15 protein-coding genes and 1 riboswitch are annotated in these 17,885 nt (G+C 60.3%); of the genes, 4 read left to right on the top strand and 11 right to left on the bottom strand.

Annotation, left to right across the window (positions count from 1 at the left end):
* Nucleotides 1–114: 114 nt before the first annotated feature.
* The 3 genes from DLM_RS05055 to htpX all read right to left on the bottom strand — a co-directional run bounded on the left by DLM_RS05055 (nt 115) and on the right by htpX (nt 3,672).
* A complete protein-coding gene (locus DLM_RS05055) occupies nt 115–1,398 on the bottom strand; it encodes a voltage-gated chloride channel family protein (RefSeq protein WP_089085262.1) in 1,284 nt (427 codons plus the stop codon).
* Nucleotides 1,399–1,475: 77 nt separating this feature from the next.
* A riboswitch (Fluoride riboswitch) is annotated at nt 1,476–1,575 on the bottom strand.
* A 109-nt stretch (nt 1,576–1,684) separates the two neighbouring features.
* Nucleotides 1,685–2,695, bottom strand: a complete 1,011-nt coding sequence (locus DLM_RS05050; RefSeq protein WP_231960075.1) for a TerC family protein — start codon at nt 2,693–2,695, stop codon at nt 1,685–1,687.
* A 95-nt stretch (nt 2,696–2,790) separates the two neighbouring features.
* Nucleotides 2,791–3,672, bottom strand: coding sequence for a protease HtpX (gene htpX / locus DLM_RS05045; RefSeq protein ID WP_089085260.1), 882 nt, complete (start codon nt 3,670–3,672; stop codon nt 2,791–2,793).
* Between the two features lie 140 nt (nt 3,673–3,812).
* Here htpX and nhaR point away from each other — a divergent pair, with 140 nt between their 5' ends.
* The 4 genes from nhaR to ald all read left to right on the top strand — a co-directional run bounded on the left by nhaR (nt 3,813) and on the right by ald (nt 10,189).
* Nucleotides 3,813–4,712 (top strand): transcriptional activator NhaR, encoded by a 900-nt coding sequence (gene nhaR / locus DLM_RS05040; RefSeq protein ID WP_089085259.1) that lies wholly within the window; start codon nt 3,813–3,815, stop codon nt 4,710–4,712.
* 283 nt (nt 4,713–4,995) lie between these two features.
* Nucleotides 4,996–7,038: a site-specific recombinase gene (locus tag DLM_RS05035; RefSeq protein ID WP_231960072.1), complete on the top strand. Its 2,043-nt coding sequence runs from the start codon at nt 4,996–4,998 to the stop codon at nt 7,036–7,038.
* A 73-nt stretch (nt 7,039–7,111) separates the two neighbouring features.
* Nucleotides 7,112–8,713: a GGDEF domain-containing protein gene (locus tag DLM_RS05030; RefSeq protein WP_089085257.1), complete on the top strand. Its 1,602-nt coding sequence runs from the start codon at nt 7,112–7,114 to the stop codon at nt 8,711–8,713.
* 351 nt (nt 8,714–9,064) lie between these two features.
* Nucleotides 9,065–10,189, top strand: coding sequence for an alanine dehydrogenase (gene ald, locus DLM_RS05025; protein ID WP_089085256.1), 1,125 nt, complete (start codon nt 9,065–9,067; stop codon nt 10,187–10,189).
* 154 nt (nt 10,190–10,343) lie between these two features.
* Here the strand turns inward: ald and DLM_RS05020 are convergent, their stop codons facing one another.
* The 8 genes from DLM_RS05020 to fliR form a co-directional block, all read right to left on the bottom strand.
* Complete coding sequence (locus tag DLM_RS05020; RefSeq protein WP_089085255.1) at nt 10,344–10,604, bottom strand: acyl-CoA-binding protein; 261 nt, start codon at nt 10,602–10,604, stop codon at nt 10,344–10,346.
* A gap of 129 nt (nt 10,605–10,733) precedes the next feature.
* Nucleotides 10,734–11,522, bottom strand: a complete 789-nt coding sequence (locus tag DLM_RS05015; protein ID WP_089085254.1) for a hypothetical protein — start codon at nt 11,520–11,522, stop codon at nt 10,734–10,736.
* A 27-nt stretch (nt 11,523–11,549) separates the two neighbouring features.
* Nucleotides 11,550–12,287 (bottom strand): DsbC family protein, encoded by a 738-nt coding sequence (locus DLM_RS05010; RefSeq protein ID WP_089085253.1) that lies wholly within the window; start codon nt 12,285–12,287, stop codon nt 11,550–11,552.
* A gap of 15 nt (nt 12,288–12,302) precedes the next feature.
* Complete coding sequence (locus DLM_RS05005; RefSeq protein ID WP_089085252.1) at nt 12,303–13,451, bottom strand: UbiH/UbiF family hydroxylase; 1,149 nt, start codon at nt 13,449–13,451, stop codon at nt 12,303–12,305.
* 11 nt (nt 13,452–13,462) lie between these two features.
* The gene (locus DLM_RS05000; RefSeq protein WP_089085251.1) at nt 13,463–14,659 is read right to left on the bottom strand and encodes an FAD-dependent monooxygenase; all 1,197 of its coding nucleotides are present in this window, start codon (nt 14,657–14,659) and stop codon (nt 13,463–13,465) included.
* 2 nt (nt 14,660–14,661) lie between these two features.
* A complete protein-coding gene (gene pepP, locus DLM_RS04995; protein ID WP_089085250.1) occupies nt 14,662–15,957 on the bottom strand; it encodes a Xaa-Pro aminopeptidase in 1,296 nt (431 codons plus the stop codon).
* 344 nt (nt 15,958–16,301) lie between these two features.
* Nucleotides 16,302–17,027: a YebC/PmpR family DNA-binding transcriptional regulator gene (locus DLM_RS04990; RefSeq protein WP_045848341.1), complete on the bottom strand. Its 726-nt coding sequence runs from the start codon at nt 17,025–17,027 to the stop codon at nt 16,302–16,304.
* Between the two features lie 76 nt (nt 17,028–17,103).
* Nucleotides 17,104–17,880, bottom strand: a complete 777-nt coding sequence (fliR, locus tag DLM_RS04985) for a flagellar biosynthetic protein FliR (RefSeq protein ID WP_089085249.1) — start codon at nt 17,878–17,880, stop codon at nt 17,104–17,106.
* Nucleotides 17,881–17,885: the final 5 nt, after the last annotated feature.

The following is a 17,885-nucleotide window of genomic DNA, read 5'->3' as shown; positions in this document are numbered from 1 at the left end:
CCATCCCAAGGTCAAAGTAATTCCATGGATGAATATTTCATTTCACCCATGAAATTTACTGCCTTGCCGGACAGTCAGACCGCCAGAACAAACCTGCATTTACAACAGCTTCATTCACTCCTGGCGACGCTTCCAGGCAGCCAGCTCGCTCAGGCGCAGCCCACGTGGAAAGGGCCGGTGCTTGCCATGGGCAATGCGCTGCGCACGGTAAATGCCGCTATGGCCAGAAAAATAATAACTGGCCACGCAGGCCAGCGCGGCGTAGATGCCCACCTCACTGCCGAACAGCTCCATCGCCATGATGGTGGAAGCCAATGGCGTGTTGGCCGCACCGGCAAACACGGCGACAAAACCCAGTCCGGCCAGCAGGGAAAACGGCAGATGCAATAGCGGCGACAGGACATTGCCCAGCGTGGCACCAATAAAGAACAACGGCGTCACTTCCCCGCCCTTGAAGCCGCTGGCCAGCGACAGCACCGTGAGCCCCAGCTTGGCGGCAAAGTCGTAGACAGGCAGCGGCTGGGAGAAGGCGTCCACAATGGTGGGAATGCCCAGCCCGATAAAACGCTCGGCCCCGCTAGGCCAGACAATGGCCACCAGCAACACGCCGCCCAGCAAGGGCCGCAACGGCGCATAGGACACATGGCGCTTGATCAGCGCCGACAAGGCATGGGTGCTGTTGGCAAACAGCTTGCCAACCAGGCCAAACAGCGCCCCGGCCACCAGCGTGGCCAGCAAGGTCCAGGCACTGAGTACGGGAAACTGGCTGATGGCGTAATGGGTGTGCTGCACGCCCCAGCCCAGACCCACCTGATCGGCCACGATGGCCGCCAGCAGGCTGGGAAACAGCGCGTCATAGCGCATGCGGCCAATGGCCAGCACTTCCAGCGCAAACACCGCCCCGGCCAGCGGGGTGCCAAAGACCGAGGCAAAACCGGCGGCAATCCCGCACATCAGCAGAATGCGCCGATCGGCATTGCCCAGTCGCAGCAAATGCGTGACCTGATCAGCCAGCGCGCCGCCCATTTGCACGGCGGTGCCTTCGCGCCCGACCGATGCGCCAAACAGATGGGACATCACCGTGCCCCACAACACCAGCGGCACCATGCGCAAGGGCACGATGCGGGTGGGGTCGTGGATTTCATCGATCAGCAGATTATTGCCGGCCTCCACCTGACGGCCATAGCGCAGGTAGACCCAGCCAACGGCAAAACCGGCCAGCGGCAGCAGAAACAACAACCAGGGCTGGCTTACGCGCAGGGACGTGGCCCACACCAGGCTATGCAGGAAGAAGGCAGAAGCAGAACCGGCCAGCAAAGCAACCAGGCAGGCCAGGAACAGCAGCTTGCTCATGCGCGGCAGCATGGCAAGGGTTTCGCAACGGGAAATGGCAGACATGGAATTCTTCTGAATGACAACACGAAATCACCCCCCATGCCGGAACACACTGACGCACCTGCAGCTCCCGGCACGGGATACCTGCAGGCATCATCAGCCCGGACGGGCGGTTTGCTGCCGCCACTTCCTAGTCGGAAGCAGCCAACAGGCGGGAGGCATGCCATCTCCCGAAGAAAAGTCATGCTAGCGGCAAAGACGGCTGGCGACAAGCAAAAAGCCGGGCGGCCCCAAAGGGACGGCCCGGCCAGACCAGCAGCAGAACAGGGACTAAACCGGCAGATCAGCCTCAGGACAGGCTGTCGCCCGGCGCATTGCGCGTCTTGTACAGCGAGTACAGCACGCCGCTGATCAGCAGGCCCAGTGTCACCACCAACGACACGCCGGTGGGGATGTGGAACTGCACCAGTTGGATATCGTTCAGGTATACCAGCCCCACTTTTACCCCGATGAATACCAGCACGATGGCCAGCGAATACTTGAGGTATTCAAAGCGATGCACCATGGCCGACAAGGCAAAGTACAGCGCCCGCAGGCCCAGAATGGCAAAGATGTTGGAGGTATACACCAGGAAGGGGTCCTGGGTGATGGCAAAAATGGCCGGAATGCTGTCCACGGCAAACACCAGGTCGGCACTCTCCACCAGGATGAGCGTAAACAACAAGGGTGTGGCCCACCAGCCGCGGCTCAGGCCGTGCTGCTCGCCACGCACCAGGAAATCATGGCCATGCAAGGTGGGCGTCAGGCGCAGATGACGGCGCAGCCATTGATACAGCTTGTTGTCATCCAGCGAGGGATGGCCTTCATCCTTGCCCAGCAGCATTTTGATACCGGTGAGCAGCAGGAACAGGCCGAACAGCACCAACACCCATTTGAATTCGGCCACCAGCACGGCACCCAGGCCAATCATCACGGCACGCAGCACGATCACGCCCAGAATGCCCCAGAACAACACCCGGTGCTGGTACAGGCGCGGCACCGCCATGCCGCTGAAAATCAGCGACATCACAAAGATGTTGTCCATCGACAGCGATTTTTCCACCAGATAGCCGGTGAGGTACTGCATGCCGGCATCTCCGCCGCGGTACCACCAGACCCAGCCGCCAAACGCCAGCCCGATGGCAATGTAAAACGCTGACAGTTTCAGGCTTTCCTTGACGCCAATCTCGTGGTCATCCTTGTTGAGCACACCCAGGTCAAACAGCAGCAAGGCCGTGACGATGCCCATGAACATCAGCCACATCCACAGCGGAGTACCAGCAAACAGCAGATTCAGCCATTCCATTTTCTTGTCTTTCACGATGTGTCTGCCTGCCACATGGCAACAGACCGGATAAAACAACAATGAGCAGGGTGGGCCTGCTCATTGTTCACCACTCAGCAGGTCCGGCTGACTCAGCGCGCAGCCTGCAAGGCAGCAATGCGCGACTCCAGCGACGGGTGGCTGGACATCAGCCCCATCAGGCCGGCACCACCAGAAATACCGGACGCGGCCATGTTCTGCGGCAGCTCACCAGCATGCACACCACCCAGACGCTGCAGCGCGGCAATCATCGGCTGCGGGCTGCCCAGCAGTTTGGCCGCACCGGCATCGGCACGGTATTCACGCTGACGCGAGAAGTACATCACGATGAAGGAGGCCAGGATGCCAAACACGATTTCACACACGATGACGGTAATGAAGTAACCGATACCGGTACCGCTGGACGACTCCTCGTCATTGCGGCGCAGGAAGTTGTCCACCACATAACCCACCACGCGGGCCAGGAAGAAGACAAAGGTATTCACCACGCCCTGAATCAGCGTCAGCGTCACCATGTCGCCATTCTGGATGTGGGCAATTTCATGCGCCAGCACCGCTTCCACTTCCTGCTCGGTCATGGATGAGAGCAGACCGGTGGATACCGCCACCAGAGAATTGGATTTGCTGGCGCCAGTGGCAAAGGCATTCGGCTCGCCCTCATACACGGCAACTTCCGGCATCGGCAGGCCGGCACGGTCAGCCAGCTTGCGCACGGTAAACAGCAGCCAGCGTTCGGTTTCATTGCTCGGCTGCTCGATCACACGGGCACCAGTACTCCATTTGGCCATGGTTTTGGACATCCACAGCGAAATAAAGGCGCCGCCAAAGCCCATCAGGCCGGCAAAGGCCAGCAAGCTGCCCATGTTCAGGCCGCCAGCGGTGATGAAGCGGTTGATACCCAGTAACTGGGCGGCGATGCTTAGCACCAGCATCACCGCAATATTGGTGGCGATCAGCAGAATCACACGTTTCATGATCTATCCCCTCGGTGGTGGTTGGTTATGACCCGGCAATCAGCACAGGCCTTGACATTCAGATACTGCATGATAGATGTTTCCGCACCACGAAAAAATCAAATAAACTAGTAAAGTTAATACGAAAATCTCGAATAATCATGTTCAGCCAGCTCAACTACAAGCATCTGCATTACTTCTGGGCCGTGGCACGCGCCGGCAGTGTCACGGCAGCCGCCCGGCAACTGGGCATGAGTGCGCAGACGGTGAGTGGCCAGATTTCTCGCCTGGAACAGCAGATTGGCCGCGCCCTGTTCAGCCAGCAAGGACGCGGACTGGTACTGACCGAAGCCGGACGCCTGGCGCTAAGCTATGCCGACCGTATTTTCCAACTGGGCGAGGAGCTGCAGGAAATGCTGGCGGATGAGCAACTGGACCATACCCTGCGGCTGAGCAGCGGCATCAGTGATGTGCTGCCCAAGAGCATTGCCTACCGCCTGCTCAAACCGGCATTGTCTCTGCCACAACGGTTACGCCTGCATTGCAATGAAGGTGCTTTCGATCAACTGCTGCATGAGCTGGCCAGCCACAGCCTGGACCTGGTGCTGGCTGACCGTCCGGCACCGGCCGCCGGCCAGCAGACAATGCAGTCACATCTGCTGGCACGTTGCCCGGTCATGATTTTTGCCACCCCGGAACTGGTAGCACGCTATCGGGATGGTTTCCCGCACAGCCTGCAACGCGCCCCACTGCTGCTGCCCAGCCGGGACAATGTCTTGCGCAGCCAGTTGGAACACTGGCTGGATGAACAGGGCATCCGCGCCGAGCTTGTCGGCGAGTTCAAGGATGGCGCTTTATTGCAAACATTTGGTGAACAGGGGGTCGGGCTGTTCCCCGCCCCGGCCTTTGCAGTGGAAGACATTACCGCAGGCGGCAAGCTTGGCTTGCTGGGCCGTGTTGCCGGCGTGGAAGAGCATTACTACGCCATCACCAACCGCCGTAAATTGCAGCACAAGGCAGTACAAGCGATTATTCTGCAGGCAGAAGCAGAAGCTTCCTGATCATGATTTTTCATCCAAGATGATCGATATTTCAGACTGCAGTGGAACTCGTCAAATATAAGAATAGTCTGATTCTCGATCCGTATCGCATGCTGCATGGCAACAAGGTTAGTTGACTGCCGCGTGCCAGGCACGCAGCCTGCATGCAATGGCAGAGGCCGGACAGTCCCAAGCGATGGCTGTACTAACATGGCCCCGGACCAGACTGGCGATACCACACGCAACAACGACAGACCGGCGGCGCAACTCCAGGTTAGCGCAGCCCCCACAACGGATGCCACATTTGCCCAATTCCACGCTTGATGCCATTTTTATCAGTCTGCAACAGGGTGAAACCACTGCTGCAGACGCACTGGCCGATCTGGTGCGCAGCCTGCGGCCAGCCAGTGCGGATGATCACGAACAGGCCATCATGAATTTGCGTGCATTGGCCTGGTTGCTGGAACACCATGCCGACTACCGTCAAGTTCTGCGCAGTGCATTTCTCGATTTGCTGACCCAAACCAGACAAATCCCGCTGTATACCGAATCCGGAATTCTGGCCAATACCGGTTTTTTCACCACGCTGTCCAAACGCATCGGGGAGCGGCTGCTGCCCATGCCTATCCGGGAAGATTCGCTGCAAGACCGCTTTGGCCGCCTGTTTCGCTGGAAGCAGGACCATATCTGGCTGGCCGCGATTCCGGATGCAACCTGGCAGCAGCTATGGCAGGCCATGGCCTGGCAGGAAGAACAAGACCGCAGCAGTTGGGTGCAAACCAGGCTGCAGATGCTGGAATCGGTACAGATACTCAGCGCCCGGGTTACCGCCATTGGCCTGGAACCGGAACTGGTACGGGTGTATCCGGACATCGAGCGTTTCGAATCACCTTTCCTGCACCTGAATGCCGCGGTGCTCCACTATGCCGACAGCTACCGCCGAGCGCTGGCCACGCAAAGCAGTCCTGAAGAAGACGACAAGCATATTCTGGTTTTACTGGAACAGTGTGAGCTGATTCTGGGCAAGATCCGCAAGAACGCTTCGCGCAATGGCATTTCCGTCAATCTCACCTATCAGGCATTGCGCCTGCTGCAAAGCCTGAACCGGCTGCGTGCGCTGCTGGCCTTGCTGGAGCCGGAGCACGATCCGGGGCAGAACCCTGCGCTGTTCCACTTGCTGGTGGATTTTGTCCGGGCGGAAAACCGCAAGTACAGCGTCAGCGACGTGTTCAAGTCCAATACCGAACTGCTGGCGCTACAAGTCACCGAACATGCCGGCCGCCATGGCGAGCACTATATTGCCGAATCGCGCAGTGAATGGGGCAGCATGGCCAGGGCGGCCATGGGCGCAGGCCTGATCGTGGGAATCATGGCGCTGATCAAGCTATTGCTGTCCCAAGCCCACCTGCCCCTGCTGTGGGAGGGTCTGGCCTATGGCATGAACTACGCCATCGGCTTCATCATCGTGCAACTGCTGCACTTCACCATTGCCACCAAGCAACCGGCAATGACAGCGGCCCGGATTGCCGCGGCCTTGCACCAACAGGAAAAAAGCGGTGCCAAAGTTGCACTGGACGAGCTGGCCGAACTGGTGGTCAAGGTACTGCGCACCCAGTTCATTGCCATCCTGGGCAATGTGCTGCTGGCCATTCCCACCGCGGCCATCATCGCCCTTACCTGGCAGGCCATCTTCGGCCAGCCGGTCGTCAGCACGGAAAAGGCAGCCCACCTGCTGCACGATCTCGATCCGCTGTCCAGCCTGGCCCTGCCGCATGCGGCCATTGCCGGCGTGTTTCTCTTCCTGTCCGGGCTGATTGCCGGTTACTACGACAACAAGGCCATCTACCGCCGCATCCCGGAACGGCTGGCCGCCCACCCGCTGCTGAACCGCCTGCTGGGCCGCCACCGTGCCTGGCAGCTTGGCCACTATGTGGAACACAATCTGGGCGCGCTGGCCGGCAATTTCTACTTCGGCCTGTTTCTGGGGCTGACCGGTACCATCGGCATCATGCTGGGCCTGCCACTGGATATCCGCCACATCACTTTTTCGGCGGCCAATCTAGCCTTTGGCATGGTGGCACTGGACTTCCAGCAGCCACTGGGCATGGCTGCCCTGTACTGCGGCGGCGTCGCCCTGATCGGCTTCACCAACCTGGCAGTCAGCTTTAGCCTGGCCTTGTGGGTGGCACTGCGCTCGCGCAAGCTGAGCGGTCGTCAGGTGCTGCCGCTGCTGCCCTTGCTGCTCAAACGGTTTGTGCGCCAGCCGCTACAGTTTTTCATCCCGCCGGCGGCGGAGCGCCACAACCCGCCGGAAGCGGATGAACAACATCCCGACAGCCCGCGCTAAACCGGGAATATGAATATACGTAGTTTTACAGCTCGGTTAAACTTGCCACTCTCTCATCCCTCCCCTTGTCCTGATGACCAAGCGCCGTATTTTCGACAGCATCATCACCCGGCTGGTGATCATGGTGGTCTGCCTGGTCACGGTGGGGACGGTAATACGTTACTTCGCCCTGGGCCATTTCCTGCGACAGGACCTTACCATCGTGGTGCAGGAGCAGCAGCAGGCGCTGGCGGGCTATGTAGCCCGTGATATCGATGACAAGATCACCCAGCGCCAGACATTGCTGAAGCAACTGGCTGCCGATCTGCCGCAAGCACTGCTGTCCAGGCCCGCCGCGCTGCAGGACTGGCTGCGCCAGCACTACCGCTACCAGAGCCTGTTTCCCGGCGGACTGTTCGTTACCGACCGCCATGGCCGGGTCATTGCCGACTACCCTACGGCACCGGGACGCCAGAACCACAGCTACGCCGACCGCGATTACATCCAGGTGGCCGCCAAGGGCAGCGGCTATATCGGCAAGCCGGTAATCGGTTATGCGCTGCGCCTGCCTATCCTGCCCATGGCAACCCCGCTGTTTGACAACAACAAACAAGTCAGCGGCATTCTGGTCGGGATTACACCGCTGTCCTCGCCAGGCTTTCTCGATCTGCTGCAAAAAACACAAATCGGCCATGGCAAGGGCGGCTTCCAACTGGTATCGCCTCGCGACAATCTTTATGTCGCCTCCTCCCAGCAGGCGCTGGCACTGGCTCCACTGCCGGTCCCTGGCAGCAACCCCTTGCATGACCGCGCCATGGCCGGCTATCGCGGCAGCGGCATCAGCAGCAACGCGGCAGGCGAGGAGGAAGTGCTTGCCATGGCCACCGTCCCCAGCACCAACTGGTTTGTAGTGGCACAAGTGCCTGCCAGTGAAGCGTTTGCCACGGTCGGTCATGCCCAGATTTTTGCCATCAAGAGTGCCATCGTCGCCACCATCCTGTTTGGCCTGCTGGCCACGGGCTGCATGTATTTTGTGCTGCGACCGCTGTTTCACGCCGCTGAAGATGCCGAGCGCATGGCACATGGCGACATACCGCTGGTACCGCTATCCATTCGCCGCATGGATGAAGTCGGCCATCTGATTGCCGCCTTCAATCGCCTGTTGGGCAAGCTGCACGAACAGCAAGGCCAACTGGAACGGCTCGCCCACCACGATACCTTGACCGGGCTACCAAATCGCCGCCTGCTGGCAGACCGTCTGAAGCTGGCACTGGCACAATCCCGCCGCCACGGCACACATCTGGCCTTGCTATTCATGGATCTGGATGGATTCAAGCGCATCAATGACAGCCAGGGGCATGATGCCGGTGATGAAGCCCTGCGCATGGTCACGGAGCGGCTGCAAGCCATTGTGCGCGAGTCGGACACCCTGGCGCGCATCGGCGGTGACGAGTTTGTCCTGCTGATGAGCCATCTGGACACACGCGCTGCAGAAACGGCCCGTATCGTGGCGGACAAATGCATTGCCGCCATGCAGCAGCCACTATCGATTAACGGTGCCAGTTGCAAGGTAGGCATTTCCATCGGCATTGCCATGGACACCCCCGCCAGCACGGCTGACTCGCTGATGCAGCAGGCTGATCAGGCCATGTACCTGGCCAAGCACTGCGGCGGCGACTGCCTGCGGCAAGTCTGATCTCCTACTGCAGTGCAATATCCATCGCGTGAAAATACCCGTGGTGAAAAGCGGGTATTTGATACCGATCAAGCCGACCAAGCTCCGCTGCAGATTCAGCAGCCGATCACCTAAATCAGCCTGTTTCCCAGCAGATAACACTGTTGAATGAAAAAACTACAGTGAATAAGACCAAGGCCGCCTCCATATACTACAAAACACCCATAGCTGGAAACCGACGCTGCAATAGTGTTTTCAGACCATTCTGATGCCGGTATTTCGGCTTGCCGAGCAGGCAGCCTGCAGCAGGCTGCTCACCCCCTGCCCGTGACGTTTGCTGTTGCTTCCATCCAATAACAGAAGGAGACGGTAATGTTGATCGGTGTACCCAAGGAAATCAAAAACCACGAGTATCGCGTTGGCCTCACCCCTGCCGGCGTACGGGAGCTGGTGGGCCATGGCCATAAGGTACTGGTGCAGACCCAGGCCGGGCTTGCCATCGGTTTTACCGACGAGCAATACATCCAGTCAGGAGCCTCGATTGCCTCTTCCGCCGATGAGGTTTTTGCCAAGGCCGAGATGGTGGTCAAGGTCAAGGAGCCGCAGCCCGTGGAATGCCGCATGCTGCGTCCGGGACAAATCCTGTTCACTTATCTGCACCTGGCACCGGATCCGGAGCAAACCAAGCTGCTGACCGAATCCGGCGCGGTGGCCATTGCCTATGAAACCGTCACCGACGAACGCGGTGGCCTGCCGCTGCTGGCACCGATGTCGGAAGTAGCTGGCCGCATGGCCATTCAGGCGGGTGCCCATGCGCTGGAGAAAGCCCAGGGTGGCCGTGGCGTGCTGCTGGGCGGCGTGCCAGGCGTGGCCCCGGCCCGCGTGGTGGTAATCGGTGGTGGCGTGGTGGGCCTGAATGCGGCCCGCATGGCCGCCGGACTGGGTGCTGACGTCACCATCCTGGACAAGTCGCTGCCGCGGCTGAAGGAAATCGACATGGTGTTTGGTGGCCGCATCAAGACCCTGGTGTCCAACACGGCCAATATCGATGAATCCATCCGCGAAGCCGACATGGTGGTGGGGGCGGTGCTGATTCCGGGTGCTGCCGCGCCCAAGCTGGTAACCCGCGCCATGCTGGGCAATATGAAACCCGGTGCGGTGCTGGTGGATGTGGCCATCGACCAGGGCGGCTGTTTTGAAACCAGCCGTGCAACGACACATCAGGACCCCATCTACGTAGTGGACGGCATCGTGCATTACTGTGTGGCCAATATGCCGGGCGGTGTGGCACGGACTTCCACCCAGGCACTCAACAACGCCACCCTGCCCTTTACCCAGCAATTGGCGGACAAAGGCTGGCGTCAGGCCCTGCTGGACAACCCGCACCTGCGCAACGGGCTTAATGTGTGCCATGGCAAGATTACCTACAAGGCCGTGGCGGACAATCTGGGCTATCCCTATGTGGACCCGGTGGAGGCCATCAAGGCGGCATCCTGACACCGAGCCAAGCCGCAACACGCAGAGCGGGCATTCCGAAAGAAAGCCCGCTTTTTTGCATGCCGCTATCCACACCACGCAAAGCGCCTGGCAGGCGGGCATAAAAAAACCGCTGCCCGGCAATGGACAGCGGTTCTTGGCCAGAGCGCCAGGCTTACTCAGCCAGCAGCTTCTGCACCACATCGATATAACCCTGCTTGGCCTCATCGCTGGCCATGCCCTTGAGCTTGTCCCAGGCGTCGTATTTGGCGCGGTTGATGAAATCCATCATGCCCGGGCGCTCACCGGTGACATCTCCCTCGCTGGCTTGCTTGTACAGCGCATACAGCTGCAGCAGGGTCTGGTTGTCCGGACGCTCGGACAGCGAGGTGACATCGGCCTGGGCCTGGGTGAACAGCGTGTTCAGATCAGACATGTTTCTTCCTTCGTGGTCGGATAACAAGAGCGGTATGTTCCGCTGTATTGGATCGCTCCTGGCGGACATCTGCCGCGCAGGATGTGCTGAATTTAGCATGAAACCGCCGCTGCGGGCGTAGGCAGGGCTTCAATTATTGGGTGCCGTGCCGGTATCACCATCTGCCTGGGAACCGATGCGGATCAACTTGAAGCTTTTTACCGCATGGCCATCGCGGATGGCCGGATAGAAGCTTGCCTGGCGGAAAATTTCCATCAGCGGCAGCTCTGCCCCTGCCGGCCGTGCCGACACCATCTGCACGGCATCCACCCCGCCTTGCTCGTTGATGTAGACACGCAGGGTAATGTCCACATCGTCCATGCCTAGCCCGTACGGCGCCACCAGTTGGATCGGCACCTGCTCCAGCGCCAGCACATCCACTTGCCGGGCGGCATAGTAGAAGTCCAGTCCCAGTTGTTGGGCCGCGCCATCATCGCCCACCGGCGCTGAGGCAGCATCCCGTAGCAGCATGACCGGTGCCGATGCTGCCACCGGCTCAGGCTGTGGTACTGCATGCGGTGGCAAGGGTGGCTGCGCCTGTGCGGCGCTGGCGCTACTGGGCAGATGCAGCTTATGCCGCGCGGACAGCATGACCCGGTCGGCGGATGGCTTGATCTCAGGCGCGGGATGCCGCGGCACCGGATGCGCCGGCGGCACAGGCGGCGCATTGAGCGCGGCATTCGGTGCTGCATTGCCGGCCAGGCGCACCGACAAGGCCTGGGGCTGGCCGCGCAGGCTACCCTCCGCCGCCAGGCGCATCCACAAGGGTGCGTGCAGCAGTAGCGACAGGCTGAGTGCCAGCATCAACCTGTCAGCCTCTGACAAGGCCGACCAGCGCCAGGACTGCGGGCGCCAGCGCAGCCCGAACGGCAGTTTCATGATGCCCGGCGTACTCCGGCTACAGGCTTATTTGGCATCCAGCAGCTTTTCGATATCTTCTTTGGCGATGGCTCCCGGCACCAGGCGACCATTGGCAAAAATCAGTCCCGGCGTGCCGGTGATGCCCAGTTCGTCACCCATGGCTTCAATCTTGTCCAGCGCGGAAGTATCACACTTGTCGCTGCCGGTCAGTTCCTGGCCATCACGCATAAAGGCAGTCCAGGTTTTCAGACGGTCCTTGGAGCACCAGATCTGGCGCGCCTTGCGCGGTGCATCCGGATGCAGTTGGGCCAGCGGGTAGAGGAAGGTATAAATGGTGACATTGGTGATGTCCGGCAGGCTTTCGCGCTCCAACTGTTTGCAGTACGGGCAGTCCGGATCGGTAAACACGGCCAGCTTGCGCGAACCATTGCCACGTACTTCCTTGATGGCGTATTGCAACGGCAGCTTGTTGAAATCCAGCCGGTTCAGATCGGCCATTTTCTTTTCGGTGAGGCTGGTCTTGGCATCCGCGTCAATCAGGTCGCCAACAAACAGATACTTGGCTGCCGCATCGGTGTAGACAATCTGCTTGCCCTTCACCACCACCTCATAAATGCCTTGCACCGGGGTTTCGCTGACACTGAGCACCTGCCGGTTAGGGAAGCGGGTGGTGAAGGCTTTCTTCACCTGCTCGGTGCCGCTGGAAGTGGCGTTGGCATTGCAGGCAGTCATGCTCAGCAACAGGGAGGCGGCCAGCGCCAGGGCTTTTACAGTGGTGTTCATTCAATATCCTCGGGTTCAGAAGCCAATGGCATGACGGGCGAACTGGCGCTTGAGCGGTGCCAGCCGGTTGGTCAGGCTCAGGCCGGTATTGCGCAGCCAGGACAGGCCGGGCACATGTTGGGTGTGAAACAGACGGTACAGACCGTCACAGGTGAACTGCATGGTTTTCACCGCTTCGCGCCGCTCGCGTTCGTAACGGCGTAACAGCATCCAGTCTCCGGCATCGCCAGGCGCTTGCAGCAGGGCGGCCAACTTGGCGGCATCCTGGAACCCCAGGTTCACCCCTTGCCCGGCCAGTGGATGCACGGTGTGGGCGGCATCGCCCACCAGCGCCAATCGCTGGCTGACCACCGCCTCGGGCTGGATCAGGCGCAGCGGAAAGGCCGCCGCCGCGCCCAGCAGGCGCAGATGCCCCAACTGGTGATTGCCGGCGGCCGCCACGCGGGCGCACAGTTGCTCGGCGGACAAGGCCATCAATTCATCAGGCTTGGCAGTAGACCACACCATGGAAATGCGATTGCCCGCCATGGGCAGCCAGGCCAGGATGCTGTCGCCAGTAAACCACTGGCGAGCAATATTGCCATGCGGCTTTTCACAGGAAAAATTGGCCACCACCCCGCTTTGGCCATAAGGCTTGATGCTGGCCGCCAGCTCAGTCTGGCTGCGCACCCAGGAGTTGGCACCATCCGCTCCCACCACCAGGCTGGCATGCAGTGCCCGGCCATCTTCCAGCGTCAGGCAGGCCATGCTGGCGGTCGTGGAGAGTGAGACGGGGCGCACCCCGGTCAGGCACTGCACCGGGCTGTCAGCCAGGCGCTGCCACAGGCTGGCCAGCAGCCAGCGGTTTTCCACAATCCAGGCCAGCGCGCTGGCACCGGCATCGCTGGCGGAAAACTGGATACGACCACCGGCATCGCCGCAGACATCCATGCTGGCAATGGTGCCAATGCGCGACATGTCCGGCCAGGCTTGCAGTTGTTCCAGAAAACGGCGGTTAAGCGGGCTGACCGCGTAAATGCGGGCATCCCAGCCTTGCTCCAGATCTTCAAAGCGTGCGTCTGAGCCTTCCAGCAAGGCAATCTTGCGCCCGCTGTCAGCCAGCGCCAGTGCCAGGCTGGCACCCACCAGGCCACCACCGACGATGATGACGTCGTACTGTGTCATGAATCTGTTTCCTAAAGGCCGAACACCAGGTGGCGGGCAAAGGCACGGCGCAAGGGCGGTACGCTGTCCAGCGTGCTCATCCCCACCCCGCGCAAGGCGCTGACCAGGGCCGAGTCACCATCAAACAGCTTGATCAGGCCGTGAGTGAAACCCACCACGGCATGGCTGTCCAGTTTGCGGCTGGCGGCATACACTGCCAGCGCGGCAGCAGCGCCCGGATCACACACCTCACGCAGGGCATCGCTCAGTCCGATGGCATCGCGCAGGCCCAGGTTCAAGCCCTGCGCCGCCACCGGATGCATGGTTTGGGCGGCATTGCCAATCAGCACCACCCGGCCACTGCTGACCCGGTTGACCTGACGCAGCGCCAAGGGGAAGCTGGCACGCGGACCAATGCTCAGCACCTTGCCCTGGCGCTCGCCAAAGGCCTGCTGCAATTCGGCCATCACCTGCTCATCGGGCGCTTGTTGCAAGGCCTTGGCATCGTCGTGACTGCGGGTCCACACCAGCATGTAATTGTCGCCGTGCGGCAGCAAGGCAAACGGGCCTTGCTTCGAAAAGCGCTCATAAGCCACACCGGCCGGAGGCTGTTCGGTGCTGACTTCGGCCAGTACCGCGCATTGTTGGTAATCATGGGTCAGCCGCTTGATACCCGGCAGACTGTCTGCCAGCGCGCCGCCCTCGGCCAGCACGACCAGGCGCGCGGTGAGGGTAATCTCGCCATGCACACCGCTGGTTTTGACCGTGGCATAGCAGGCCATGCTGCTCACGGCATCGACACGGGTTTCCCACCACACCTGCACCCCGGCCTGCTCCAGCCTGGCATTGATGGCGAGGGTGAGCGCCGGATAATCCACCACCACGCCCAGGTGCGGCAGCTTGAGATCGGCGGCATCCAGCCGGGTACGGCCAAAAGCCCCCTGCTGCGATACATGCACGCTGTCTATCATGCTGGCAGGCAGGTCGTCCGGCCATGCGCCGGCGGCAAGCAGTGCCTCGCGGCTATACCAGGACAAGGCCAGTGCGCGCGCATCGGTCAGCGGCGCATCCTTGGCGCGGGCCTCCACCAGCAGCACCCGCCGTCCGGCGGCGGCAAAGCGCAATGCGGCCAGCGCGCCTACCGGCCCGCCGCCAACGATAATGATGTCGGCGTGTTCGCCGCCATCGTGGCCGCAATCGCGGCTGTGTTGTCTGTCTGTGTTCTTCATGTTCAGACACCCTGCATCAGGATTTCAATTGCATCGATTTCTTTGGGTACGTCGGCGGTATATACCTCGTGCCCGGTTTCAGTCACCAGCACATCGTCTTCAATCCGGATGCCGATATTGTGCAATGCGGGCGGGACATTCTGAGCCGGGCGGATATACAGGCCGGGCTCGATGGTGGTACACATGCCAGGCTGATAGCTGCGCCACTGACCGCCCAGCTTGCGCTGGCCGACATCGTGTACATCCAGGCCTATCATGTGACCGATGCCATGCATGTAGAACTGACGGAAGGCACCGGATTCGATCACCCCGTCCACGCTGCCGTTAAGCAACTTGAGGTCCAGCATGCCTTGCACCAATACCTTGAGCGCGGCATCACCCGGCTCGTTCCACAGCGCACCAGGCTTGACCGCGGCAATGCCGGCCAGTTCCGCAGCCAGCACGATTTCGTAGACATCGCGCTGGGCCGGGCTGAACTTGCCATTCACCGGGAAGGTGCGCGTGATATCGCCGGCATAGCCGTTCAGTTCGCAACCGGCATCAATCAGCAGCAGATCGCCATCGTTCAGCCGGGCATTATTGGCTGCGTAATGCAGGGTGCAGGCATTGGCACCGCCAGCCACGATGCTTTCGTAGGAGGGGTAGCGTGCGCCATTGCGAATGAAGGTATGCAGGATTTCCGCTTCCACCTGGTATTCCATCATGCCTGGCCGGGTGGCACGCATGGCCTGGATATGGCCCAGGGCGGAAATCTGTCCGGCCCGGCGCAAGGTAGCGCGTTCGCCAGCGTCCTTGATCATGCGCATTTCATCCAGCAATACCAGCAGGTCGTGGTATAGCGCGGGCGGCTGCTCACCACTGCGGTAACGCTGGCGCACCGCGTCCAGCCAGCCATTTACCCGCACATCAAAACCGGCATTGCGACCTATATTCCACCACAGCGATTTCTGACCGCTCAGCAGGTCGGGCAGGCGGGCATCCAGTTCACTGAGGGGATAGGCTTCGTCAAAGCCAAAGGCTTCGCGCGCGCCATCCGGGCCAAAACGGAAGCCCTCCCACACCTCGCGCTCCAGATTCTTTTCCCGGCAGAACAGGATGGATTTGCCCGTCCCCGCGTCCAGTACCAGTACGGCCTGCGGCTCGGCAAAGCCGGTGAGGTAGAGAAAATGGCTGTCAGCCCGGTAGGGATAGTGGTTGTCGGCGTTGCGCACCACTTCGGGCGCGGTGGGCAGGATGGCAATGCCCTGCCCCATCTGCTGCATCAGACGCGTACGGCGTTCGGCATGACTCTGGTACATGATGACTCTTTCGCATGACTTGAACCGGCCAACATCCCGGCATGGCTGCAGTTTACACTGCTGCGACAGCGCTGCCGATGCTGACAATCAGTAAATGGCAGGCATGAAAAAGGCTTGCCAGCAGGCAAGCCTCAGATTACTGCCAAGCCCACGCGTTTTCTGGAAAGAAAACGACGCACTCTTCCTCAATTGGCAAGGCAAGGGCGGGGATTGGGAATAAATGGGAAGGCTGCGGAATCAAGCTGTAAGGTGGAAGGCCCGGCGTTGCCGGGTCCAGACAATCGCACCAAATCACTTTGTCTGCAGCCTGCAGCTTGCCCGCGGGCAAGCCTTGCCATATGGCATCAGTCCAGCAGCGTGGCCGAGGTGTACACGTCCTGCACGTCGTCCAGGTCTTCCAGCGCATCCAGCAGCTTTTGCATGCGCATGGCGTCTTCGCCGGCCAGTTCGGTTTCGTTCTGCGGCTTCATGGTGACTTCGCCCATTTCGGCCTTGAAACCCTTGTCTTCCAGCGCCTGTTTCACATCGCTGAATTCGTAGGGGCCGGTGATGACTTCGATGGAACCGTCATCATTGGTGATCACGTCTTCGGCACCGCATTCCAGTGCCGCTTCCATCAGCGCATCTTCGTCCACGCCCGGAGCAAACACCAGGAAACCGCAATGGTTGAACTGGAAGGCCACACAGCCGTCGGTGCCCATATTGCCGCCATACTTGGAGAAGGCATGACGCACATCGGCCACGGTACGGGTCTTGTTGTCGGTCAGGCAGTCCACCATCACGGCAGCGCCACCAATGCCATAACCTTCGTAACGGCACTCGACATAATCCACGCCTTCGAGCTGACCGGTACCGCGCTTGATGGCGTTATCGATATTGTCCTTGGGCATGGATTCGGCCTTGGCCTTGTCCACTGCCAGGCGCAGACGCGGGTTCATGTTGACATCGCCGCCGCCCATCTTGGCAGCAACGGTGATTTCCTTGATCAGACGGGTGAAGATCTTGCCACGCTTGGCATCCTGACGACCCTTGCGGTGCTGGATGTTCGCCCATTTGCTATGACCTGCCATAATTGCCTCAATCTGGTGTGGCCCGTCACCGGGCCGGTTTAATGCTGGAAAATTTGGCCGCTATTCTAGCAGAAAGCTATTTCGCCTTCAGCATGGCCAACATGAAGGTGAAGGCCTGACCGTATATCTGTTCGATGGCCGGCACCATCAGCGGTAACGTCAGATAGATGGTGATGAAACCGATCATCAGCGTCAGCGGAAAACCAAAGGTAAAAATATTGAACTGTGGGGCGGCACGGGTCATCACGCCAATCGCCAGGTTAGTGACCAGCAAGGCGGCAATCACCGGCATGGACAGCCAGATACCCCAGGAGATGATGTGGCTGCCCCATAACACCAGCGCCTTCAGCCCCTGAGCCGGCATGCTCATGCCGATGGGCAGCACCTGGAAGCTTTCCACCAAGGTGGAAATGACGACTTGATGGCCATCAAAGGTGAGGAACAGCAGGAAGACAAACATCGATAGCAGTTGCGACACCACCGGCACCTGGGCCGCGTGCATGGGGTCGAAGAACATGGCAAAGCCCAAACCGGTTTGCGCACCCATGATGAAACCGGCCATTTCCACCGCGGTCATGGTCAGCCGCATGACAAAGCCCATGGCCAGGCCAATGAGCAATTGCTGGAACAAAATGGCAATCCCCGCCGCCGATATCACCGGCACGGCTGGCGCGGGAGGCAGCAATGGCACCACCAGCACAGTCAGCATCAGGGCGAAACCGGCCTTGAAGCGGCGTGGCACGCCGCGATAGGCATACAGGGGTTCCACCAGAAACAGGCCGATGATGCGGGCAAAGGGCCAGGCAAACATCGCAACCAGTGCGCTGATCTGTGCATCGGAAATACTGAACATGGCGG

It is taken from the genome of Aquitalea magnusonii (assembly GCF_002217795.2).
Lineage (GTDB): Bacteria > Pseudomonadota > Gammaproteobacteria > Burkholderiales > Chromobacteriaceae > Aquitalea > Aquitalea magnusonii_B.
Note: the sequence above shows the minus strand (reverse complement) of the source record. Positions and strands in the feature narration are given on the sequence as shown.